Source organism: Brevundimonas sp. D3-1P, assembly GCF_055809335.1.
Window position 1 is genome coordinate 3165312 of sequence record NZ_CM147908.1, and the last position, 22247, is coordinate 3187558.

General features: G+C 68.4%; 19 protein-coding genes and 1 tRNA gene. 10 read left to right on the plus strand and 10 right to left on the minus strand.

Annotation, left to right across the window (positions count from 1 at the left end; all coding sequences use genetic code 11):
* The 4 genes from AC0L6G_RS16005 to glyS all read left to right on the plus strand — a co-directional run bounded on the left by AC0L6G_RS16005 (window position 1) and on the right by glyS (window position 4909).
* Entirely contained in the window at window positions 1-873 is an 873-nt protein-coding gene (locus tag AC0L6G_RS16005; RefSeq protein ID WP_293825389.1) for a 4-(cytidine 5'-diphospho)-2-C-methyl-D-erythritol kinase, read from the plus strand.
* Between the two features lie 208 nt (window positions 874-1081).
* Window positions 1082-1822, plus strand: coding sequence for a fasciclin domain-containing protein (locus tag AC0L6G_RS16010; RefSeq protein ID WP_293825387.1), 741 nt, complete (start codon window positions 1082-1084; stop codon window positions 1820-1822).
* A gap of 109 nt (window positions 1823-1931) precedes the next feature.
* Entirely contained in the window at window positions 1932-2825 is an 894-nt protein-coding gene (locus AC0L6G_RS16015) for a glycine--tRNA ligase subunit alpha (RefSeq protein WP_293825385.1), read from the plus strand.
* A complete protein-coding gene (gene glyS, locus AC0L6G_RS16020; protein ID WP_293825383.1) occupies window positions 2825-4909 on the plus strand; it encodes a glycine--tRNA ligase subunit beta in 2085 nt (694 codons plus the stop codon). The genes AC0L6G_RS16015 and glyS overlap by 1 nt, the downstream gene beginning before the upstream one ends.
* 160 nt (window positions 4910-5069) lie before the next feature.
* Here the strand turns inward: glyS and AC0L6G_RS16025 are convergent, their stop codons facing one another.
* Window positions 5070-5423 (minus strand): endonuclease domain-containing protein, encoded by a 354-nt coding sequence (locus AC0L6G_RS16025; RefSeq protein ID WP_291539994.1) that lies wholly within the window; start codon window positions 5421-5423, stop codon window positions 5070-5072.
* 209 nt (window positions 5424-5632) lie between these two features.
* Between AC0L6G_RS16025 and ppdK the strand changes: the two genes are divergently transcribed.
* Both ppdK and AC0L6G_RS16035 read left to right on the plus strand, forming a co-directional pair.
* Window positions 5633-8311: a pyruvate, phosphate dikinase gene (gene ppdK / locus AC0L6G_RS16030; protein WP_293825379.1), complete on the plus strand. Its 2679-nt coding sequence runs from the start codon at window positions 5633-5635 to the stop codon at window positions 8309-8311.
* A 333-nt stretch (window positions 8312-8644) separates the two neighbouring features.
* Window positions 8645-9172, plus strand: coding sequence for a porin family protein (locus AC0L6G_RS16035; protein WP_291539989.1), 528 nt, complete (start codon window positions 8645-8647; stop codon window positions 9170-9172).
* Between the two features lie 68 nt (window positions 9173-9240).
* Here AC0L6G_RS16035 and AC0L6G_RS16040 read toward each other — a convergent pair whose 3' ends face one another.
* The 7 genes from AC0L6G_RS16040 to AC0L6G_RS16070 form a co-directional block, all read right to left on the minus strand.
* Entirely contained in the window at window positions 9241-9501 is a 261-nt protein-coding gene (locus tag AC0L6G_RS16040) for a hypothetical protein (RefSeq protein WP_291539987.1), read from the minus strand.
* 174 nt (window positions 9502-9675) lie between these two features.
* On the minus strand, window positions 9676-10827 hold the full coding sequence (locus AC0L6G_RS16045; RefSeq protein WP_473252621.1) for a beta-ketoacyl-ACP synthase III: 1152 nt from the start codon (window positions 10825-10827) through the stop codon (window positions 9676-9678).
* A gap of 115 nt (window positions 10828-10942) precedes the next feature.
* Window positions 10943-12997, minus strand: a complete 2055-nt coding sequence (locus tag AC0L6G_RS16050) for a capsular polysaccharide biosynthesis protein (protein ID WP_473252622.1) — start codon at window positions 12995-12997, stop codon at window positions 10943-10945.
* An 87-nt stretch (window positions 12998-13084) separates the two neighbouring features.
* Window positions 13085-13918 carry an HpcH/HpaI aldolase/citrate lyase family protein gene (locus AC0L6G_RS16055; RefSeq protein ID WP_293825373.1) on the minus strand — a complete coding sequence of 278 codons (834 nt, stop codon included), beginning with the start codon at window positions 13916-13918 and terminating at the stop codon, window positions 13085-13087.
* Window positions 13918-14595: an SDR family NAD(P)-dependent oxidoreductase gene (locus tag AC0L6G_RS16060; RefSeq protein ID WP_473252623.1), complete on the minus strand. Its 678-nt coding sequence runs from the start codon at window positions 14593-14595 to the stop codon at window positions 13918-13920. Before AC0L6G_RS16060 ends, AC0L6G_RS16055 begins: the two co-directional genes overlap by 1 nt.
* A 60-nt stretch (window positions 14596-14655) precedes the next feature.
* On the minus strand, window positions 14656-15153 hold the full coding sequence (locus AC0L6G_RS16065; protein WP_291539976.1) for a GAF domain-containing protein: 498 nt from the start codon (window positions 15151-15153) through the stop codon (window positions 14656-14658).
* 151 nt (window positions 15154-15304) lie between these two features.
* Window positions 15305-15380: transfer RNA gene (locus tag AC0L6G_RS16070), tRNA-Ile, on the minus strand.
* Window positions 15381-15595: 215 nt separating this feature from the next.
* Between AC0L6G_RS16070 and AC0L6G_RS16075 the strand changes: the two genes are divergently transcribed.
* A complete protein-coding gene (locus tag AC0L6G_RS16075) occupies window positions 15596-16393 on the plus strand; it encodes an SIMPL domain-containing protein (protein WP_473252624.1) in 798 nt (265 codons plus the stop codon).
* Window positions 16394-16465: 72 nt separating this feature from the next.
* Here AC0L6G_RS16075 and panD read toward each other — a convergent pair whose 3' ends face one another.
* Window positions 16466-16819 (minus strand): aspartate 1-decarboxylase, encoded by a 354-nt coding sequence (panD, locus tag AC0L6G_RS16080; RefSeq protein ID WP_291535591.1) that lies wholly within the window; start codon window positions 16817-16819, stop codon window positions 16466-16468.
* A gap of 175 nt (window positions 16820-16994) precedes the next feature.
* Here panD and sppA point away from each other — a divergent pair, with 175 nt between their 5' ends.
* The 3 genes from sppA (at window position 16995) to AC0L6G_RS16095 (ending at window position 19976) form a co-directional block, all read left to right on the plus strand.
* Window positions 16995-18773, plus strand: a complete 1779-nt coding sequence (gene sppA, locus AC0L6G_RS16085) for a signal peptide peptidase SppA (RefSeq protein ID WP_473252625.1) — start codon at window positions 16995-16997, stop codon at window positions 18771-18773.
* Between the two features lie 103 nt (window positions 18774-18876).
* The gene (locus AC0L6G_RS16090) at window positions 18877-19200 is read left to right on the plus strand and encodes a hypothetical protein (RefSeq protein ID WP_293825365.1); all 324 of its coding nucleotides are present in this window, start codon (window positions 18877-18879) and stop codon (window positions 19198-19200) included.
* Window positions 19201-19214: 14 nt separating this feature from the next.
* Window positions 19215-19976: a peptidoglycan recognition protein family protein gene (locus tag AC0L6G_RS16095; RefSeq protein ID WP_473252626.1), complete on the plus strand. Its 762-nt coding sequence runs from the start codon at window positions 19215-19217 to the stop codon at window positions 19974-19976.
* Window positions 19977-19979: 3 nt separating this feature from the next.
* Here AC0L6G_RS16095 and AC0L6G_RS16100 read toward each other — a convergent pair whose 3' ends face one another.
* Complete coding sequence (locus AC0L6G_RS16100; protein WP_293825362.1) at window positions 19980-22058, minus strand: S46 family peptidase; 2079 nt, start codon at window positions 22056-22058, stop codon at window positions 19980-19982.
* Window positions 22059-22247: the final 189 nt, after the last annotated feature.

Below are 22247 nucleotides of genomic sequence, written 5' to 3' on the forward strand. Positions count from 1 at the left end.
ATGCCCGCCCTGACCGCCCTGGCTCCGGCCAAGATCAATCTGTTCCTGCACGTCGGGGCGGTGGACGCCGACGGCTATCATCCGCTGACCAGCCTGGTCGCCTTCGCCGACGTGGGGGACAGGGTTTCGGCCGAGCCGTCGGACCGGTTGTCCCTGTCCGTCGCCGGCCCCTTCGCAGGCGGCCTGTCGGGCGGCGACGACAATCTGATCCTGCGCGCCCTGCGTCGGCTGGGCCAGGCGGCCGGAACGGGCGAGCCGGGGCTGCGGGTGGCGCTGGACAAGCAGCTTCCCGTCGCGGCGGGCCTGGGCGGCGGATCGTCCGATGCGGGGGCGGCGCTGAAGCTGGCGCGCGAGGTCTTGTCGCTCGACATCGACGATGCGGACCTGGAAGCGGCGGCGGGCGTGGTCGGCGCCGACGGCCCCATGTGCCTGTGGATGCGCACCGCCTGGGCCGAGGGGCGGGGGGAGAGGCTGACCGACGAGCCGCGTCTGCCGACCCTGCCGGCCGTGCTGTTCAATCCCGGCCTTCCTTCGCCCACCGGCGCCGTCTATCGCGCCTATGACGCCGGCCCCGTCGCGGCGGCGGATCGTCCGGCGCCGCCTGCCGACTGGAGCCTCGGCGGCGTGCTCGATTGGCTGTCGGTCCAGCGCAACGATTTGGAGGCGCCGGCCTTGGCCCTGACGCCCGCCATCGGCGACGCCCTGGCGGCGGTGGCGGCCACGCCCGAGGTCGCCCTGACGCGGATGTCCGGTTCGGGGGCGACCGTCTTCGGCCTCTATCCTACGCACGAAGCGGCCGAGGCGGCGGCCCGAACCCTGGCCTCGGCCCACCCCGCCGCCTGGGTCCGATCGACACAGCTGGCGGTACAGTAACGCCTTGCTCTTGTGGCCGAATGCCGGCGATTTCGGCGCTCCCGCCCAGCATCCGCCGAGGTTTCGCCGCGATCATCACAAGAGTTACGGTTTGTTTCAAATTATCGGAACCAGATCGTCGGTGTCCGACTTGGGAATGTCAGTTCCGATGACTGGAACGGGCCGTCGTCTCCCTGCGGCGGTCCTCAAACAGAAAAAGGATACCGTCATGCTTCGTGCCAAATTGCTTGCCGCGACCGCCGTGGTCTCCCTGATGGCCGTCCCCGCCCTGGCTCAGGAAAGCACCGCCGCCGCGACGCCCGCGCAAACCCCGGCCGAGACCGCCGCGGCCCAGGCGACGCCCGCCCCGGCCGAGAACGTCGTGGACGTGCTGAAATCCAGCGGTCAGTTCACCACTCTGCTGGCTGCGCTGGACGCCGCCCAGCTGACCGACACCCTGGCCAGCCGTCCGGCCATTTCGATCTTCGCGCCGACGGACGCGGCCTTCGCCGCCCTGCCCGAGGCGGACCGCACCCGCCTGCTGGACCCGGCCAATGCAGCCGAGCTGCGCCAGCGTCTGCTCTATCACGTCATCGCCGCCGATGTGACGCCCGACCAGATCCAGGGCAAGCGCGGCGGCGTGCCGACGGCCGCCGACAGCCAAATCCTGCTGGACGGCACGGGCTCGGCCATCAAGGCGGATGGCGCGACCGTGGTCAGCGCCGAGCTTGACGCCTCCAACGGCGCGGTCTTCCCCATCGACAAGGTGCTGAACCCGGCCGAATCCCTGGCCGCCATGGGCGACGAGGAAGCCGTTGCCCCGGCCGAAGCCGCCCCGGCGACGGCGCCCGGCGGCGAACCGGCGGCGGCCACGACCACCACGGCCTCGCCCCCGGTCCAGAATCCGACCGACGGTCGGGTCGATCCGGCCGCGGACGGCGGCGAGGAGACGGCTCCGACCCCGCAGTAAGACGGGCCGATCCGCGCCCGGCGTCAAATGGGCGGGCGCGGCGTGTTGAAGCGAGAGGCGGCGGGCCCTATGGTCCGCCGTCTTTTTTGCAGCCCCTCCCGAGCCCGATTTGACCACCCCGACTGAGCCGCTCGCGTTTCAGGACCTGATCCTGACCCTTCACCGCTATTGGGGCGATCAGGGCTGCGCCATCCTGCAGCCCTATGACATCGAGGTGGGGGCGGGGACGCTGCACCCGGCGACGGTGCTGCGCGCCCTGGGCTCCAAGCCGTGGAAGGCCGCCTACGTCCAGCCCAGCCGCCGCCCCGGCGACGGCCGCTATGGCGAGAACCCGAACCGGCTCCAACACTATTATCAATACCAGGTCATCCTGAAGCCGAACCCGGACAATCTTCAGGAGCTGTATCTGGGCTCGCTGGCCGCCATCGGCATCGACCCCAAGCTGCACGACATCCGCTTTGTCGAGGACGACTGGGAAAACCCGACCGTGGGCGCCTGGGGGCTGGGCTGGGAGGTCTGGTGCGACGGGATGGAGGTGACGCAGTTCACCTATTTCCAGGGCGTCGGCGGCATCGAGGTCGATGTGGTGTCGGGCGAACTGACCTACGGGCTGGAGCGTCTGGCCATGTATGTCCAGGGCGTCGACAACGTCTACGATCTGAAGTTCACCAAGGAGGGGCTGACCTATGGCGAGGTCTTCCTGGAGAACGAGCGCCAGCAGTCGGAAGCCAACTTCCACGGCTATGACGTCGATGGGCTGAAGTGCCGGTTCGAGGACATGGTGGGCGAAGTTCAGCGCCTGCTGGACATGCGCGGGCCGCAGGATCAGCCGCTGGTCCTGCCCGCCTACGACCAGGTGCTGAAGGCCAGCCATCTGTTCAATCTGATGGACGCCCGCGGCGCCATCGCCGTGGCCGAACGCCAAAGCTACATCGGCCGCATCCGCGAACTCTGCAAAGCCTGCGCCCTCGCTTACGTCGAACAAGAGCGGAAAACCGCCTGATGCCCCAACTCCTCCTCGAAATCTTCTCCGAAGAAATCCCCGCCCGGATGCAGCAGGGCGCCGCGCGCGACCTGGAGCGTATGGCGTCCGAACGGCTGAAGGCCGCCGGCCTGACGTGGGACGCCCTGACCACATACGCCGGGCCGCGTCGCCTGACGTTGGTGGTCGACGGCCTGCCGGCCGCCACGCCGGACCGCGAGGAAGAGGTCAAGGGACCCAAGGCATCGGCGCCGCCCCAGGCGCTGGAAGGGTTCCTGAGGAAGACCGGCCTGACCCGCGAGCAGTTGGTGGAGCGCGACGGCGTCCTGTTCGCTGTCCTGTCGTCCCAGGGCCGCGCGACCGCCGATCTGGTCGCCGAGACGGTCGATCAGATCGTGCGCGCCTTCCCCTGGCCCAAGTCGATGCGTTGGGGAACGGGAAGCTTGCGCTGGGTGCGGCCGATCAAGCGCATCCTGTGCGTCTTCGACGGGGCGGTGGTTCCGTTCGAGATCGACGGCATCGCGTCGGACGCCATCACCGAGGGTCATCGTTTCCTAGGCTCGGGCGCACCCTTGCGGGTCAGCGACTTCGCCGACTATCGCGCCCAGTTGGAGAAGAACTTTGTCCTGATCGACGTCGCCGACCGCAAGCTGCGTATCCTGGAACAGGCCAAGGCCGCCTGCGCCGCGCGTGGGCTGGTGCTGGTCGACGACGACGGCCTGCTGGACGAGGTGGCGGGTCTCGCCGAATGGCCGACCCCGATCCTGGGCGACATGGACCCGCAGTTCCTGGCCCTGCCGCCCGAAGTCATCCAGTTGTCGATGAAGGTGCACCAGAAATATTTCGCCGTCCGCGACCCGGCGAAGGCGGGGCTGGCGCCGAACTTCCTGGTCGTCGCCAACGTCGAGGCGACCGACGGCGGCAAGGCCCTGGCCGCCGGCAACAGCCGCGTGCTGAGCGCCCGCCTGAACGACGCCCGCTTCTTCTGGGACGAGGACCAGAAGGTCGGCTTCGACGCCTGGAACGCCAAACTGTCCGGCGTCACCTTCCACGCCAAACTGGGCACATTGGCCGAGCGGGTCGAGCGGGTCGCCGCCCTGGCGCGCGAGATCGCCCCCCTGGTCGGCGCTGACGCCGATCAGGCCGAAACCGCCGCCCGCCTGTCCAAGGCCGATCTGGCCAGCGGCATGGTGGGCGAATTCCCGGAGCTTCAGGGGATCATGGGCGGCTATTACGCCCGTCTGGCCGGATACCCCGACGCCGTCGCCGACGCCGTCCGCGACCACTACAAGCCGCAGGGGCCGGCCGACACGGTCCCGACCGCGCCGGTCACGGCCGCAGTCGCCCTGGCCGACAAGCTGGACACCCTGGTCGGCTTTTTCGCCATCGACGAAAAGCCCACGGGGTCGAAGGATCCGTTCGCGCTGCGTCGTGCGGCGCTCGGGGTTATCCGGCTGGTGCTGGAAAATGGAGTTCGGCTTCACATCGACGATGCAGCGACGGACCATGCCAAAAGGTTTTTTGCTAAGGTACTCAAGCAAAACGACGAGCTTGCACCCGAAGATTCTCCTGACGAAATCGGCATCTATATAATCAATTTCTTCGCCGACCGCCTGACCGTCCTCCTGCGCGACCGGGGCCAGCGCCACGACCTCGTCGCCGCTGTCTTCTCTCTGGGCGACGACGATCTGGTCCGCATCGTGCGTCGGGTGGAGGCGCTGGCCGCATTCCTCGCCACTGACGACGGGGCCAATCTGTTGGCGGGCTACAAACGCGCCTCCAACATCCTGCGCGCCGAGGAGAAGAAGGGGGCCCTGCCGACCGGCATGGTCCAGACGGGTCTGCCGAGCCAGCCCGAGGCCGAGACCGCCCTGGCCTTCGCCGTCGGCGCCGCCCGCACCGCCGTCGAGGCTGCGCTGGAGACCGAGGACTTCGCCGCCGCCATGACGGCGCTGGCCGCCCTGCGCGCGCCGGTGGACGCCTTCTTCGAGGCTGTCATGGTCAACTCCGACATTGCCGCCGAACGCGAAAACCGCCTGAAACTGCTGGGCCAGGTGCGCGACGTGATGGGGCAGGTCGCCGACTTCGGCCAGATCGCGGGGTAGGGGCCGCATCGTCTCCTCCGCACTTGTGGGGAGGGGGACCGCGAAGCGGTGGAGGGGTTCTTGAAGTTCCACGGGCGCCGGTGATGCGGCGAAGAACCCCTCCGTCTCTCCGCTGCGCTACGAGCCACCTCCCCATGAAATGGGGAGGAAACGGAATTGATCAGCTGCGGATTCGGTCTCTGGCGGTCGAGGCGATGAAGGTCAGCACGGCGTCCAGGTTCACGCGCACCTGTTCCGCCGGGATGCGGATAACGGAGACACCTTGTCGTTCCAGCCAGCGGGTGCGTCGGGCGTCGTGGTCGCCGCGGCCAGCGTGGGTTTCGCCATCGACCTCGACCGCAAGCATCGCCTTGACGCAATAGAAGTCCAGCACGTAAACCCCGATCGGATGCTGGCGGCGAAATTTCAGCCCGTCGAGCGCGCGGCGGCGCAGGCGGACCCACAGTCGGGCTTCGGGCGGGGTCAGGGCGCGGCGCAGGATGCGGGCGCGTGATACGGAGCCTTCGTGCGTCAAGAACCCCTCCACCGCTTCGCGGTCCCCCTCCCCATTTCATGGGGAGGAGACGATGACGTCAAGGTTACGCGCGCCTGCGCAAGAAACCGCCCATCCCCTCACGCATTGTTACGTCCGCCATGGCCAAGCCGGATCGCCCGCGCTAGATCATGCTGCATGTGCGAGCGGGGCGAACCCGCCGAACGATCTGAAAGCTCAGGGACTGCAAGATGACAAAGTGGGTGTACGGCTTCGGCGGAGGTTCCGCCGACGGCGATGCGTCGATGAAGAACCTTCTGGGCGGCAAGGGCGCCAATCTGGCGGAGATGTCGTCCCTGGGCTTGCCGGTGCCGCCGGGCTTCACCGTCACCACCGAGGTCTGCACCCACTATTACGCCAACAACGAAACCTATCCGGCCGATCTGGAGGCCCAGGTCCAGGAAGCGCTGGAGAAGGTGCAGGGCATCGTCGGCAAGGTGTTCGGCGACGTGGCCAACCCGCTGCTGGTGTCGGTGCGTTCGGGCGCGCGGGCGTCGATGCCGGGCATGATGGACACGGTGCTGAACCTGGGTCTGAACGACCAGACGGTCGAGGGCCTGGCGACCCTGTCGGGCGACCGCCGCTTCGCCTTCGACAGCTATCGCCGCTTCATCACCATGTATTCGAACGTGGTCCTGGGCCTCAGCCACGACGATTTCGAAGAGGTGCTGGACCAGCATAAAGCTCGGCTGGGTGCTGCCGTCGACACCGACCTGACCGCCGAGGACTGGCAGAAGGTGGTCGTCGACTATAAGGCCGTGGTCGAGCGCGAACTGGGCTACGCCTTCCCGCAGGACCCCAAGGACCAGCTGTGGGGCGCGATCGGCGCCGTCTTCGCCAGCTGGATGAACGACCGGGCGAAATTCTATCGCCGGATGCACGACATCCCCGAAAGCTGGGGCACGGCCGTCAGCGTCCAGTCGATGGTGTTCGGAAACATGGGCGAGACCTCGGCGACGGGCGTGGCCTTCACCCGCAACCCCTCGACCGGCGAGGCGCGTCTGTACGGCGAGTTCCTGATCAATGCGCAAGGGGAAGATGTGGTGGCGGGCATCCGCACGCCGCAAAGCCTGACCAAGATCGGCCGCGAGGAGATGGGCGAGACCGCCCCCTCGATGGAAGAGGCCATGCCGGAAGTCTTCGCCCAGTTCGTCGAGGTGGTGAACACGCTGGAGAGCCACTACCGCGACATGCAGGACATCGAGTTCACGGTCGAACAGGGCCGTCTCTGGATGCTGCAGACCCGCAATGGCAAGCGCACCGCCAAGTCGGCCCTGAAGGTCGCCGTGGACCTGGCCGCCGAGGGCGTCATCTCCCAGGAAGAAGCCATCAGCCGCGTCGAACCGGCCGCCCTGGACCAACTGCTGCACCCGACGCTGGACCCGGATGCGGCCCGCACCGTGATCGCCGCCGGCCTGCCGGCCTCGCCCGGCGCGGCGACCGGCAAGATCGTCTTCGACGCCGACGAGGCGGAACGCGCCGCCGGCCTGGGCGAGGCGGTCATCCTGGTGCGCGAGGAAACCAGCCCCGAGGATATCCACGGCATGCACGCGGCCCGCGGCATCGTCACGGCGCGCGGCGGCATGACCAGCCACGCGGCCGTCGTGGCGCGCGGCATGGGCCGGGCCTGCGTCTCCGGCGCCGGCGAAATCCACATCGACGAGGCCAAGGGCGTCTTCACCGCGCGCGGCCGCACCTTCAGGGCCGGCGAGATCATCACCATCGACGGCTCCAAGGGCGAGGTGCTGGAGGGCGCCGTGCCGATGATCGAGCCGGAGCTGACCGGCGACTTCCAGACCCTGATGGGCTGGGCCGACAAGGTGCGCCGCCTGAAGGTCCGCGCCAACGCCGAGACGCCGCTGGACGCCAAGACCGCGCGCGGTTTCGGCGCCGAGGGCATCGGCCTGTGCCGCACGGAACATATGTTCTTCGACGACAGCCGCATCGCCGCCGTGCGCGAGATGATCCTGGCCGACGACGAGAAGGGCCGCCGCACGGCCCTGGCCAAGATCGCCCCGTTCCAGAAGTCGGACTTCGTCGAACTGTTCACCATCATGGCCGGCCTGCCCGTGACCGTGCGCCTGCTGGACCCCCCGCTGCACGAGTTCATCCCGCATACGGACGAGGACATCGACGCCCTGGCGGCGTCGTCCGGCATCGACGCCGAAAAGCTGAAGCGCCGGGCCAAGGAACTGCATGAGACCAACCCCATGCTGGGCCACCGCGGCTGCCGTCTGGGCGTGGCCTATCCCGAAATCTACGAGATGCAGGTCCGGGCCGTGCTGGAGGCCGCGCTGGAGGTCAAGCAGGCGTCGGGTGAGGCGCCGATCCCGGAGATCATGCACCCGCTGGTCGCCCTGGGTCTGGAGATGAAATATCTGCGCGAACTGACCGACCGCACCGCCAGGGCGGTGTTCGAAGAGGCGGGCGACAGCGTCGAATACTTGGTCGGCACCATGATCGAACTGCCGCGCGCGGCCATCCGCGCCGGGGACCTGGCGGAATACGCCCAGTTCTTCAGCTTCGGCACCAACGACCTGACTCAGACGACCTTCGGCATCAGCCGCGATGATTCCGGGCGCTTCCTCCAGGCCTATCTGGACAAGGGCATCTTCGACACCGATCCCTTCGTGCGTCTGGACCAGGACGGGGTCGGCGGCCTGATCGAGATCGCGGCCGAGCGGGGCCGCGCCGTGCGGCCCGGGGTCAAGCTGGGCATCTGCGGCGAACACGGGGGCGATCCGTCGTCCATCGCCTTCTGCGAGAAGGCCGGCCTGGATTACGTCTCCTGCTCGCCTTACCGCGTGCCCATCGCCCGCCTGGCTGCGGCCCAAGCCGCCCTGGATGTGGAACGCGAAAAGGATAGGTGAAACTTATCCGGCGCCGTCGTCTCGGGCTTGACCCGGGGATCGGAGGCTCCGCCGTAGGTGCGATGACGACGAACGGCCTGTCGACCGATCCTCGGGTCAAGCCCGAGCACGACGGGGTGGAAATATCAGAAGGGCGGTTTCTGACGAGGCCGCCCTTTCTGTTTTGTCACAGAACTGACAAACTTGGGGGAACGCCGTATGTGTCTCGGCGCCCACAAACAATCGCGCTGTCGGGTCGCCCCTGGAACAGAAGAAGGCGTCGCCTATTTAAGCAATCGCTGGATGGGGCTGATGATCGGCTCGGTCATCGCATCTAGGAGTTAATAAGAAACAATGCGTAACATTCTTCTTGCCGCCGTCGCCGTTTCCGCAATCGCCGCGCCGGCATTTGCTCAAACCAACCCCGAACCACGTGGTTACGGATCGCTGGGCTACACTCATCTTGAAGGTGACAATGCAACGACCGGCGCCGTTACGGGTCGTCTGGGCGTGAACCTGAACCGTTACCTGGCCGTCGAAACCGAAGCCTCGGTCGGCGTCAAGGACGACGACTTCACCGTCGCCGGCATCGACGGGACCACCAAGCATGAGTGGGACGCCGCAGGCTATGTCGTCGGCAAGGTGCCGGTTTCCGACAAGCTGGAGCTGTTCGCCCGCGGCGGCTACGGCCACACCGAACTGAAGCAGGAGTTCCCCGGCGCCGACACCGACGTTGGCGGCGACAGCTGGAACTACGGCGCCGGCGCCAACTTCTATCTGGACGGCGTGAACGGTCTGCGCGCCGACTGGACCCGCCGCGACTATCGCGACGACGGCGGCGAGGCCGACGCCTATTCCGTCAGCTATATCCGACGCTTCTGATCCTGACGGTCAGCCCAAACGACGAGGCGCGCTCCGCAAGGAGCGCGCCTTTCGTTCTGCAGGGGCTGTCAGGCGAAATCGCCCGCAAGGGCCCAGCGCTGCGAGCCTTCGCCGAAGGGACGCACGAACAAGTCGCGATACTGTTCGAAGGCCTCGATGATCTTCTGCCGCAGATCGGGCGGATTGACCGCCTCGCCGCGCTGTCGCTTCATCGCCGCCACGCAGTCGACGACCATGTTCTGGTGCGCCGATCCGCCCATGCTTTTCAGCACGGCGGCGATGTCCTTGGCCAAGCTTTCCAGCACCTGTTTCGGCGTCGTGTGAGCCATCTGGGATATCCCCTGTTCTCGACACCGGAATGGGTGACAAAAACTTGTGACAGTTTCAAGCGTCGCCGCGAGAGAATCGCCATGGACAGGGAATTAACCTGACGTAACGCGGGTCGCGCGCTTTGGTTCTCCGAAGCCGGGCCTTTTGGGGTCTAAACCGTCGCGCCTGCGCGGTCAGGCGCGTTTTCGCACGAAGACGGTTCCCGCCGAATAGCCGGCGCCGAAGCTGCAGATCAGCCCCGTCTCGCCGGGTGCGAAGCCGTCGTTGTGCAGGTGGAAGGCGATGATCGACCCGGCCGAGGAGGTGTTGGCGTAGTCGTCCAGGATGATGACGTTCTCTTCTGAAGACGGCTCGCGGCCCAGCACCTTCTTGCCGATCAGGGTGTTCATGTTGATGTTTGCCTGATGCAGCCACAGCCGTTTCAGCCCCTGGGGATCGACGCCCAGTTCGCCGGCATGGTCCACGATCATCTCCGACACCATCGGCACCACGTCGCGGAACACCTTGCGACCCTGCTGGATGAACAGCTTGTCGTTTTGAACGCTGTCGTCCGCCACCGGGCTGTCCAGATGGGCGGTGTCGCGCGCATTGCGGTTCAGGAAGCCGAAATTGTTGCGGATGTTGTTCGAAAAAACGGTCTTCAGCCGCGTGCCCAGCACGTCCCAGCCGCCCGGACCGGCCGTGTCCGACGATTCCACGATCACCGCCGTCGCCACGTCGCCGAAGATGAAATGGCTGTCGCGGTCGGTGAAGTTCAGGTGGGCCGAACAGACCTCCGGGTTGACCATCAGCACCGCCTTGACCGAGCCGCCGCCAATGAAGTCGGCCGCCGTCTTGACGCCGAAGGTGGCCGAGCTGCACGCCACGTTCATGTCGAAGGCGAAGCCCTCGATCCCCAACGCCTGCTGCACCTCGATGGCGATGGCCGGATAGGCGCGCTGCATGTTGGACGCCGCGCACAGGACCGCGCCGATCTCCGAGACCGGCTTGCCCCAGGCCGCGATGGCCTGACGGGCGGCCTTGACCGCCATCTCGGCCAGGATCGACAGTTCTTCGTTGGACCGTTCGGGCAGATAGGGGGCCATCCGCGCGGGGTCGATGACGCCGGCCTTGTCCAGCACGAACCGGCTCTTGATGCCGGAAGCCTTCTCGATGAACTCGGGCGAGGAATGGGCCTTGGCCTGCAGTTCGCCGGCCTCGATCTGGGCGGCGTGGCGGGCGTTCCAGCCATCGGCCCAGGCGTTGTAGCTGTCGACCAGTTCGGCGTTCGAGACAGACTGCTCAGGGGTGAAGAGGCCGGTGGCGGCGATGACGGCGTGGGGCACTTTATTCTTTTTCCTATGGCTCGACGCACGGCGTCTCGCTGCTTGAGGAAGTTCCTGTCGCTCGGCCCGCGAGGCGTCGCTGTTTCAGGAAGGTCAGTTTCCTATACGAACGCCTTCAATAGGACGGCGGCGGCCTGCGGTCGAGACTGGCGACGACGCCGGCGGCCCAGCGCCGCACCTGGCCGCGCGGCGCCTTGGGCGTCGGCTGGTCGCGGGCGGCGATCAGCAGGGCCACAAGGTCTTCCGCCTCGCACGGCCAGCCCTGGGGCGTGACATAGAGGGGATAGGCGATCAGGGCGGCGTGGACCAGATGGTCGACGCCGGCGCGGCGGCTGCGACGCTCGAAACTCAGCCGGTCGTCGGTCAGCCCCCATCCCGCATAGAAGGGCCGACCATAGACCGACACGGCCTTGCCCCGCATCAGGGCCTCGAACCCCGTAAGCGACGTCAGGGTCGCCACCCGCCGACAGGCGTTCAGGCAGTCGACGATGTCCAGCCCGTCCGCGACCGCATCGACCGAGGCCATCGCCCCGGCGTCCAGCCGCCCCGGCCGGTTGCCGGCCAGCACGTCGGGATGGTTGCGATAGACCAGGAAGGCGCCCGGGTGGTCGCGCCGAGCCGCCTCGACCAGGGCCGAGTTGGTGTTCAGATCGGGCGCGCAGCCCAAGAGGATCGACTTGTCGTTCTCCACCTGGCCGACGACCAGAAGGATGTCGCGGTCTTCGGGCCACCCCGTCGGCGCCCCGCCTTTCAGATTGTATTTCGACAGACCCGCATAGACCACGCGCGTCCTCAAGTCCGCCGCCCGCGCCAGTTGCGTCGGCGTCAGGTCCGAGGTCTGGATCAGGGTCTCAAGACGCGACGGCCGCGACGGGTCGTAATAGACGCCCTGGTCGTCCAGGGCGGCCGACAGGGCCCCGACGAAATCGGACCCCAGACCGCGCGAGCGGATGAAGCCGTCTTCCATCCTGACAGTCGGGCCATGAAATGCGGCCGCCGCCCGGCGCGTCGCCTCGCTCTCCTTGCCCGCCCACCAGATCAGGCGTCCGTCGGTCCTCGCCGCATGGGCGGCGGCCCGCGACGGCGACATGAAGTAGCGCATCGTCGCCTTGGGCGAGTTCAGCAGCCGGCGCACCGGCGGCCGCTTGGCAGGGGCGAACCCCACCGCCGACCACGACCCCGCCAGCCGGTCGGCGCGATCGCGCAGGGCGATCAACCGTTCCAGCGCCTGTTCCGCCTCGCAGGATTCGCCGGTGACGGGATCGACATAGCGGCTGTAGGCGATCAGGGCGGCGGCGGCGACCTGTTCGATGGATCGCGCTGCGCCGCGGCGGCCGGTCTGGACCTCGTCCGTGGTCAGGCCCCAGCCGGAATAGAAGGGCGCCCCGAAACAGCGCACCGGCAGGCCGCGCATCAGGGCCTCGAACCCCAGCGCCGAGGTGACGCAATAGACCGCATCCACCGCCGCCAGAAGGTCGGCGGGCCGCACGTCGGCGTCGACCAGGGCGACCCCGTCCAGATCGGTCACGCAGCCGCGCTTTTTCCCCGCCGCCACCGCAGGATGGCGTTTGACGATCAACTGGGCGTCCGGCTCGTCGCGCCGGGCGGCGGCGATCATGGCGTCAAAGCTGTCCGGCGCAGCCAGCCCATGGGCGATGGAGGCGTCGCCGAACGTCTGGTCCACGATCAGCACGCGACGGCCGGGCTTCAACAGGCTCTGATCCAGCGGCCCGCCCATGTTCGTCTTGGACACGCCCGATGCGACGATCCGGTCGACCAGGCCCCGCGTACGCGCGGTCATGGCGGCGTCGCACCAGGCGTCCGCGCCTAGGATCAGATGCTCCAACCGGCTGGGCCGCGTCGCATCGTAATAGACGCCCAGATCATCGACGATCAGGCTCAGGCTGGTCGCCCCCGCCTCGCCGATGCCCACCGAGCGCAGGAAGCCGTCCTCCAGCGCCACATAGGGCCGCCCGTTCTTCTGCGCCCACCGCCGTCCCGCCGCCGCCGTCGGCTTCATGCCCCAGCCCAGCACGGCCTCGATCTCCGCGCCCGGCAGGCGCCGCAGGTCGCAGTCGGTCAGGAAGGTTTCCAGGAAAGGGACCTTCAGCACGCCGGGCGCACAGACCCAGGCCGGGATTTTCGCAGGCGTGTCGGCAGGTAGGGTCAAGGCGGATCCGCTGGAGTTTGACGCGAGGTTTAGGGCGGTTGCCTCAGACCCGCTAGTCACCTCGCCATGAATGGGAGGAGACGGCGTTCAGCCTTCCGCCCGCGCCAGCAGGGCCTGCGCCTGGTCAAGATGCAGCCGTTCGACCATGGCGCCGTTCACGCGGATCGCGCCCTGGCCCTCGGCCTCGGGCGCGGCGAAGGCGGCGACGATGGCGCGGGCCTGGGCGACCTCGGTCTCAGACGGCGAGAAAGCGGCGTTGGCGGCGGCGATCTGGGACGGATGGATCAGACTCTTGCCGTCAAATCCGTAAAGCCGCCCCTGCGCCGTCTCGGCGGCCAGCCCTTGCGCGTCGTCGATGCGGTTGAACACCCCGTCGACGGCCAGCAATCCATTGGCGCGCGCCGTCGCGACCAGCATCGCCAGCCATGGCTTGAACGGCTCGCGATCCGACGACGCCCCGGTCCCCAGCGCCTTGGCCAGGTCGTTGACCCCCAGCATCAGCCCGTCCAGCGCCCCGTCGGCCGAGGCGATTTCGGCCAGGGCCAGAAGGGCGCGCGGCGTCTCGACCATGGCCCACAGGGCCGAACCTCTGGCCAGGCCGGCGGTCAGGGCATGGACCATCTCGGGCGTCTCCACCTTGGGCGCGACCACCAGTTTCGCCCCCGCCGCCTTCATCGCCGCCAGGTCGTCCAGCCCCCATTCGGTGTCCAGACCGTTGATCCGCACCCCAAGGCGCGGCCCGAAGCCGCCGTCGCGCACGGCCTGGACGGCGGCCGCGCGGGCGTCGGCCTTGGCCTCGGGCGCCACGGCGTCCTCCAGGTCCAGCACGGCCACGTCGCAGTCCAGGGTGCGCGCCTTCTGAATCGCCCGTGCATTGGAGGCGGGCAGATAAAGGACGCTGCGGACCCGCTCGGCGCGCATCAGACGCGGCCCGTCACAGGAACCAGGGCGCCGGTCATGGCTCGGCTCTCGGGCGAGGCCAAGAACAGGATCACCGCCGCCAGATCGGCCGGCGCGACCCAGGTCGCCGGATCTGCGCCCGGCATGTCCCTTCTGTTGGCGGGAGTGTCGATGATGGAAGGCAGGACGGCGTTGACCGTGACGCGGCTGGCCTTCAGCTCCTCCGCCAAGGCCTGGGTCAGGGCATGGACCCCAGCCTTGGCCGCGCCATAGGCGCCCATGCCGGCCCCGGCCTGCAGGGCGGCGGCCGATCCGACATTGACGATCCGCCCCTGGGGCGCGGCTCTCAGGGCGGCAAGCGCCGCGCGGCTGGCGTTCAGCGCCGTCGTCACGTTCAGGGCGTGCATCCGGTCCCAGGCCGGCGCCGCATCGTCGGTGGTCTGCCAGACGAAGCCGCCGGCGATGTTCAACAGGGCGTCCAGCCGTCCGAATCGCGCGATCACGGCGTCCATGGCCTTCTGCGCCTGGTCGGCGTCGGTCAGGTCGATCCCGCCGATCTCCAGCACGCCGTCCGGCGCGGCGTGACCCGCCGCATGGTCGATGACCGCGACCCGCCAGCCGGCCGTCAAGGCCGCCTCCAGCACCGCCCGGCCCAGGGCGCCGTGTCCGCCCGTGATGGCGACTGTCCGCTCGGTCATCCGATCCTCCTCTTTTGCGGGGACCATAGAGCCGGGGGCGGCGCGATCAACTCGTCCCGATCAACCGGCCCCGAACACCCGCGCCATCAAACGTTCCAACGCGACCTGATCCTCGGCGTCGAAGGCGGCGGGCGTGGCCGCATCCACGTCGAACACGCCGATCAGAGTCCCCGAGGCGTCCAGAACCGGAACCACGATCTCGCTGGCCGAGCGGCTGTCGCAGGCGATGTGGCCGGGAAAGGCGTGAACGTCCTCGACCACCTGCGTCGTCCGCGTCGCCGCCGCCGTCCCGCAGACGCCGCGTCCGAAGGCGATCCTCAGGCAGCCCAGCGTTCCCTGATACGGCCCCACCACCAGTTCGTCCGCCCTGTCCGGCGCCACCACATAGAAGCCGGTCCAGAAGTAGTGATCGAAAGCGTCCGCCAGCATCGAGGCGACCGTGGCCATCCGCGCCGTCACATTCGGCTCGCCGTCCAGCACGGCCAGGATTTCGCCCTCGATCTCGGCGTATCGGGCGGCCTTGTCGGCGGGGCGATCGTTGCGGGCGACATAGGCCAATGCGAGAACTCCGAAGCGGTCAGGCCCGCCATATAGGCCGCGCCGCGCCTGGCGGCGAGGGGTCGCCGCCCGCGCCTGCCGGGGCCGGTCGCCGCCGCGACATTGCGCGCCGCCTTCCCGCGCGGCGACCGCCGCCGTTTTCTCATGGGGGTGGTAGGCCCGGAGGGACTCGAACCCCCAACCAGACCGTTATGAGCGGTCGGCTCTAACCATTGAGCTACGGGCCCCCAGGGCGCGCCTCGGCGGACAGGCGTTCGCCTAGCAGGCGCGGGCGCGCCTTGCCAAGCGGGGTCGGACCAGAAGGCGATCTTTCGTCGATTTCACAAAGATGAACGGAAACTGCCAGGGGGGTGCGGGCGTTCGTTCAGGCGAGAACGGCCAAGGTCGTTGCAACGGATCGACGACGCCCGTCGCTCCTGGATCGAATACGGAGACGAACCGCATGACCCGCACCCTGACGGCCCCCGCCCAGCGCCTGAAGACCCCGGCCTTGAAGACCCTGGCCCTGGGGGGCGCGGTGGCCGCCGCCGCCTTCATGGCCGCGGCAACCCCGCGCGCCATGGCTCAGACGCCTGAACCCTCCATGGGAGCCATGCACATGATGCAGCCTGCGCCGTCGCTGAATCTGTCGGCCTATGGCGAGGTCAAGGCCGCGCCGGACATGGCCACCATCACCTTCGGTGTCCAGACCGAGGCCCCGACGGCCCAGGCGGCCATGCGCGACAACGCCGCCCGGATGACCCAGGTGGTCGCCGCCCTGCGCCGCGCCGGCATCGCCGAACGCGACATCCAGACCTCGGGCCTGAACCTGTCGGCCCAATACGACTATCAGCAGAACGAACCGCCCAAGCTGCGCGGCTATCAGGCGGTCAACCGCGTCACCGTGGTCATCAACGACCTGACCAAGGTCGGCGCGACCGCCGACGCCGTGGTCGCCGCCGGCGTCAACCAGATCGACGGCATCGGCTTCGGCCTGAAAGACCCGACCGCCGCCGAGAACCAGGCGCGTCAGCTGGCCGTGCGCAACCTGCAGGCCAAGGCCCAGCTGTACGCCCAGTCGCTGAACGTTCAGCTGTCGGGCATCCGCACCCTGAGCGAAGGCGGCGGCTATGCGCCCCAGCCGCCGACGCCGATGTTCGCCGCCCGCGCCATGGCCGTGCGCGAGGACAGCACCCCGGTCGCGGCCGGAGAACTGACGGTGCGGATCGACATCACCGGCGTCTACGACATCGCCCGCTGATCCCGCCCGGCGTAACGAAGAAAGGCCCGCCGTCGCCGGCGGGCCTTTTTTCGACGGTTCTGCAGCTATCGATCAGACGTGTTTGATCGCGTTGGCGTCGTCCAGCAGCACCACGTTCGGCGTCCACTGGCGGGCTTCCTCCTGAGGCATCTGGCCGTAGGTGACGACGATGACCTTGTCGTTCTTCTGCACCAGGCGGGCGGCGGCGCCGTTGACGCCGATCACGCGCGAGCCGCGCGGGGCCTGGATGGCGTAGGTGGTGAAGCGTGCGCCGTTGGTGATGTTCAGCACATCGACCTGTTCGTGCGGATAGATGCCCGCAGCGTCCAGCAGGTCCATGTCGATCGCGATCGACCCCTCGTAGTCGAGGTCGGCCTGAGTCACCGTGGCCCGGTGCAGCTTGGACTTCATCAGGGTGACCAGCATCGCCCGGTCTCCTCGTAATAGACGCGCGTTTCGATCCGCGCCGACAGGCGGCTCATATAGGGATTTCCGCCGTCGGCATCAATCGCCGCCGCTGCATCGCAACATTTGACGGCGGCGGCGCGCCCCCTATGCTGGCCCGGCCATTTTCGGCCTGCGAACGCGCGTTTTCCTTCCCATGAAGCAATTCTTCCTGACGGTCCTTGGTGTCTTCACCGGGTTGATCCTGTTCGTCGTGGTGATTCCGGTGGTGTTGTTGACGGTCGCCGTCGCCTCCACGGCCAAGCCGACGACCCCGGCCAATACGGTGCTGGAGCTGGACCTGCGCGACGGGATCAGCGACCAGCCTTCGACCAATCCGTTCGCCGCCTTCGGCGGATCGGGCCTGGCCCTGACCCAGGTGGTCGACGGCCTGCACCAGGCGCAAGGGGACGCCAGCGTCAAGGCCGTGCTGATCCGCCTGCCCGAAGGCGGAATGACCCCCGCCGTCGCCGACGAACTGCGCCAGGCCGTCCATCGCTTCCGCGCCTCGGGCAAGCCGGTCTTCGCCCACAGCCAGGGCTTCGCGCCCACGGGGGCGGTGATGTCCACCTATATGGTCGGGGCTTCGGCGTCCGAACTGTGGATGCAGAACACCGCCGGCTTCCAGGCCACCGGCTTCTCGGCCGACAGCCTGTTCCTGGGCCGCGCCTTCCAGAAATACGGCGTGAAGGCCGATTTCGAGCAGCGTTACGAATACAAGAACGCCGTCAACGAATACACCCAGAGCGACTACACCGGCCCGCACCGCGAGGCCATGACGGCCTGGATGACCTCCATCTACGACAGCGCCCTGAGCCAGGCCGCGCGGGATCGAAAGACCACGGCCCCGGCGTTGAGGACCCTGATCGAGGCCGGTCCCTATACGGCCGAACAGGCGCTGGCCAACCGCCTGATCGACAAGGTCGGCCAGGTCGAGGAGGCCGAGACCGCCGCCAAGTCCCGCGCCGGCAAGGGCGCCGAGATCGTCGAGTTCGGCGAATATCTGAGCCAGAAGGGCGAACGCACCGGATCGGGACGCAGCGCCATCGCCATCGTGGGGGGAGAGGGGGCCATCGTCACCGGCCGCGGTGGGGCCGGAAGCTTCGGCGGCGGCTCCTCCATCCACTCTGACGACACGGCCGAGGCCATCTACGACGCCATCGGGGACAGGGACGTGAAGGCCATCGTCTTCCGCGTCTCCTCGCCCGGCGGCTCGCCCGAGGCGTCCGAACAGATTCTGGCCGCCGTGCGGGCGGCCCGCGCGGCGGGCAAGCCGGTGGTGGTGTCGATGGGCGCCTATGCGGCCTCGGGCGGCTATTGGGTCAGTTCGCAGGCCGACTGGATCGTGGCCCAGCCCACCACCCTGACCGGCTCCATCGGCGTGTTCGGCGGCAAGTTCGTGCTGGCTGACGCCCTGGGGCGGTTCGGCGTGGACATGCGCGGCCTGACGGTGGGCGGGGAATACGCCGACGCCTTCTCGCCCAGCCAGAGCTTCACCCCAGCCCAGCGCGCGGCCTTCGCCGGTTCGATGGATCGCATCTACGACGACTTCATCGGCCGCGTGGCGACGGGGCGGAAACTGCCGGTCGAACGGGTTCGCGAGATCGCCAGGGGCCGCGTCTGGACTGGCGCCCAGGCGCTGCCGCTGGGCCTGGTCGACCAGCTTGGCGGCCTTACCGAGGCCGTGGCCAAGGCCAGGGAATTGGCCAGGATTCCGGCCGACCAGTCCGTGCGCTTCAAGCATTTCCCCAAGGAGAAGTCCCCCTGGGAGGCGATCTCCGAAATGTTCGGCGTCCAGACGGAGGCCGCCAGGGCCCTGGTCATGCTGGGCGGGGTCATGGCCGATCCTCAGGCGCAGGCGGTGATGCAGCGGGTGAACGGCGAGCGGATGCGCAGCCAGGGCGCCGTCGTCCTGGCCGATCAGCCGATGTTCTGAACAGGATGTGAGCGCGGCGGTGCGCCGCAGTCCATTGACCCCAGGACCCGATGGACCGACATTGCGGTCCGGGCGTTCTTCGGATCGCCTGAAAGGATGACCCATGTTCCAGCCTGACCGTCTCGCCACCATCGGCATCGCCGCCCGCCGCCGTCCCAACGGCCTGGTCGCCTCGGCGATGTGGCTCGCCGGCGTGATCGCGGCCGTCGCGGCCATGGCCGTCGGCGCGGTTCTGGCGGTCTTCACCGCCGCCGCGGTGGCGGTGATCGCCCTCTTCGCCGGGGTGCTGGTCTTTCTGGTCGGTTTGGTCATGCGGACGCGCCGCACCATGACGCCGCGACGCCGCGCCGGCGACCCCGAGCTGATCGAGGCGCACAAGGTGGACGGCGCCTGGGTCGCCTATGGCTGGGAACGCAACGGCCGCTGAGCCGCCCGGCCTCCATGATCGCCGTCATCGACGCGCCTTCGCCCAATTTCGACGCGCGCCGTGCGCCGCCGGACATGCTGGTGCTGCACTACACCGGGATGCGGACGGGAGAGGCCGCCCTGGCGCGTCTGCGCGATCCCGACGCCAAGGTCTCGGCCCATTATCTGGTCGAGGAAGACGGCCGCGTCTTTCATCTGGTCCCTGAGGAACGCCGCGCCTGGCACGCCGGTCGCGGCGTCTGGCAAGGGCAGGACGACTGCAACGCCGCCTCCATCGGCATAGAGATCGTCAATCCGGGCCATGAGTTCGGCTATCGCGCGTTTCCCGACGCCCAGGTCGCGGCCGTCATCGCCTTGATCGGCGACATCCGCGCCCGCTGGACCGTTCCCGACAGCCGCGTCATCGGCCATTCAGACCTGGCGCCCGAGCGCAAGGACGACCCCGGCGAGCTTTTCCCCTGGAAGCGGCTGGCCGAGGCGGGTCACGGACTGTGGTTCGAGCCCGGGCCCGAGCGCATTCGGGCCCTGGGCGGCCTGCTGCAAAAGGGCGACCAGGGCGTCGGCGTCATCGTCCTGCGCGCGGGCCTGCACCGGCTGGGTTACGGCCTGAAGCCCGGCGGCGATTATGACGCGGAGACGGAAGCCACGGTCCGCGCCTTTCAGCGTCACTGGCGTCCCGGCCGTATCGACGGCGTCGCCGACGGCGAAACCCGCGCCCGCCTGATCGGCGTGCTCCAGCGGGCCAGCGTCGAGAGCGTGACGGGCGTGCTGGACTGACGCTCAGGGGCGAACGCCCAACTCCTCGACCAGATGGTCCATGCCATAGACATCGCGCAAGGCGACGGTGACGGCCTGGGTCGTCACGATCACGCTGCGGTTCACGGCGCGGTCGTAGCCATAGGCGTTGCGCTGGGTCAGGACGGTGGAGTCGAAGTTGGCCCCGATGATCTCGCCCCGGGCGTTGACGGCGGGCGAGCCGGACGAACCGCCGATGGTGTCGGTCGAGACGGCCATGTCCATCACCGCGTTCGGGTCGATCCGGTCCTTGGCGGCCATCAGCTTGGGCGCGACCTTGAACGGCTCGGCGCCGGTGGCGCGGTCCCACAGGCCGGCGAAGGTGGTGAAGGCGCCGAAACGCTGGCCCGGAACATCCGATCCCTCGACCCGGCCGTAGGTCAGGCGCAGGGTGCCCGTCGCATCGGGATAGACCGCGTCGCCATAGGCGGCGAAGCGGGCGGCGGCCAGTTGTTCCGAGGCGCGGTCGGTCGGGGCCTTGACCTTGTTCTCCCAGTCGGCGCGGACGGCGCGGGCGTCGGCGTCGATCGACAGCACATATTGGATCAGCGGATCGTCCGACGCCTGCACCGCCGCCAGACCGCCGGTCCACAGGGCGCGGCGCACCGCCGGATCGGCCAGTTTGGTGCCGGCGACGACGCGGGCCGACAGCGCTTCGGGGCTTTCCTTGCCCAGCAGGGTGCGGACGTGGGGGCTATCGACCGTCAGCCATTCGCGGGTCTTGGACAGCCACCATTCCAGCCGGATCTGCTCCAGCTCGGGATAGGTGGGCTTTTCGGCGAACAGGCCGGATTCGACGCCGGGCAGGCGGCTGTCGGCGAACTCGGCCAGACGCTGATCCGACGGCTTGGCCCGCTCCTGGGCGCCGCGCACAATGGCCTTGGCCCACTGGAACAGCTGCGATCCGCCCGCGACCGAGGTCGTGCCCAGGGCCGTGCCGCCTTCCAGCAGGGCGGTGGGGGCGTAGAGTTCGCGGGCCAGCGGCTGGACGGCCTTCAGCGTCGCCCATGGATCGGAACCGGCGCCGTTGGCGGCGGCGTAGCGCTGCATGAAGTCGGCCTCGGCCGCCGCCTTGGTCGCCATGAAGTCGGCGTCGGTCAGGGCGCGCATCCGGCCCAGGCCGCGCTTGTAGGTGTTCTCCACGCCCACGATCGGGTCCATGGCGATGAAGGCCTGGTCCTCGCCCTCTTCCGAATAGCGGATCAACCGGCCGCGCAATTCGGAGGCGATCAGCTGGTCCAGCGGCAGGACCACGTCGCGGATGGTCGCCAGCTGATCCATCGTCAGCAGGCGCTGCGTCGCGCCGGGATTGCCCGAGACGAAGACGGCCTCGTCCTCGGTCGGCTTGTCGGCGTTCCAGGCGAAGTGGATCGGCGTCTCGACCGGCTTGCCGTCCTCGTACAGACGGATGAAGGCGGCATCGATGGCGAAGCGCGGGAAGGAGAAGTTGTCCAGATCGCCGCCGAAGGTCGCGGCCCGATCCTCGGGCGCCCAGGCCAGGCGGACGTCGGCGTATTTGCGGAACTTGTAGAGCTTGAACTGGCCGCCGCGATACAGGCTGACGACCTGGCAGCGGATCTTGGAGTCGCCGCCGCAGGCTTCGGTCTCGATCCGCCCGGCCTCGGCCTCGCGCGCCTGGGTGAAGGCCTGGCCCTCAAGACCCTCGCCGGCCTTGTGCATCCGCTCGGTGACGTCGGAGATGTCGGTCAGGATTTCGGCGGTGGCGCCGGGGCATTTGCGCTCTTCCTCGCGGGTCCGGGGCGTGAAGCCGGTCTCTGCGTACTGCTGCTGGGGCGTGGACAGGTTGGCGACGCAGGTGGCGACGCAGTGATTGTTGGTCATCACCAGCCCCTGGCCCGACACCACCCCGGCCGAACAGCCGCCGAACTTGACCGAGGACAGCCGCACCCGATCCAGGAAGGCCTGATCGATATGGGTCCCCAGCGTCTGGTTGGCGCGGGCGATGGGGAAGTTGTCGTAGGTCCACATGCCCTCTTCCGCGCTGGCCGAGGAGGCGGCGGCGACGGCGAGGACGGCGGCGGAGGCGAGGAGAAGAGGGCGCATGGGCGGTGTCCTTGAAGTCTCCTCCCTGTCCGCGAAGCGGATGGGGAGGTGGCGCGGCGCGTCTTCAGCGCCGTGACGGAGGGGCTCTTGGGCAATTTACAGGCGATCATGCGGTGGTGAAGAGCCCCTCCACCACCGGCTTCGCCGGAGGTCCTCCTCCCCGCGCAGCGGGGAGGAGACTTCTTCGTT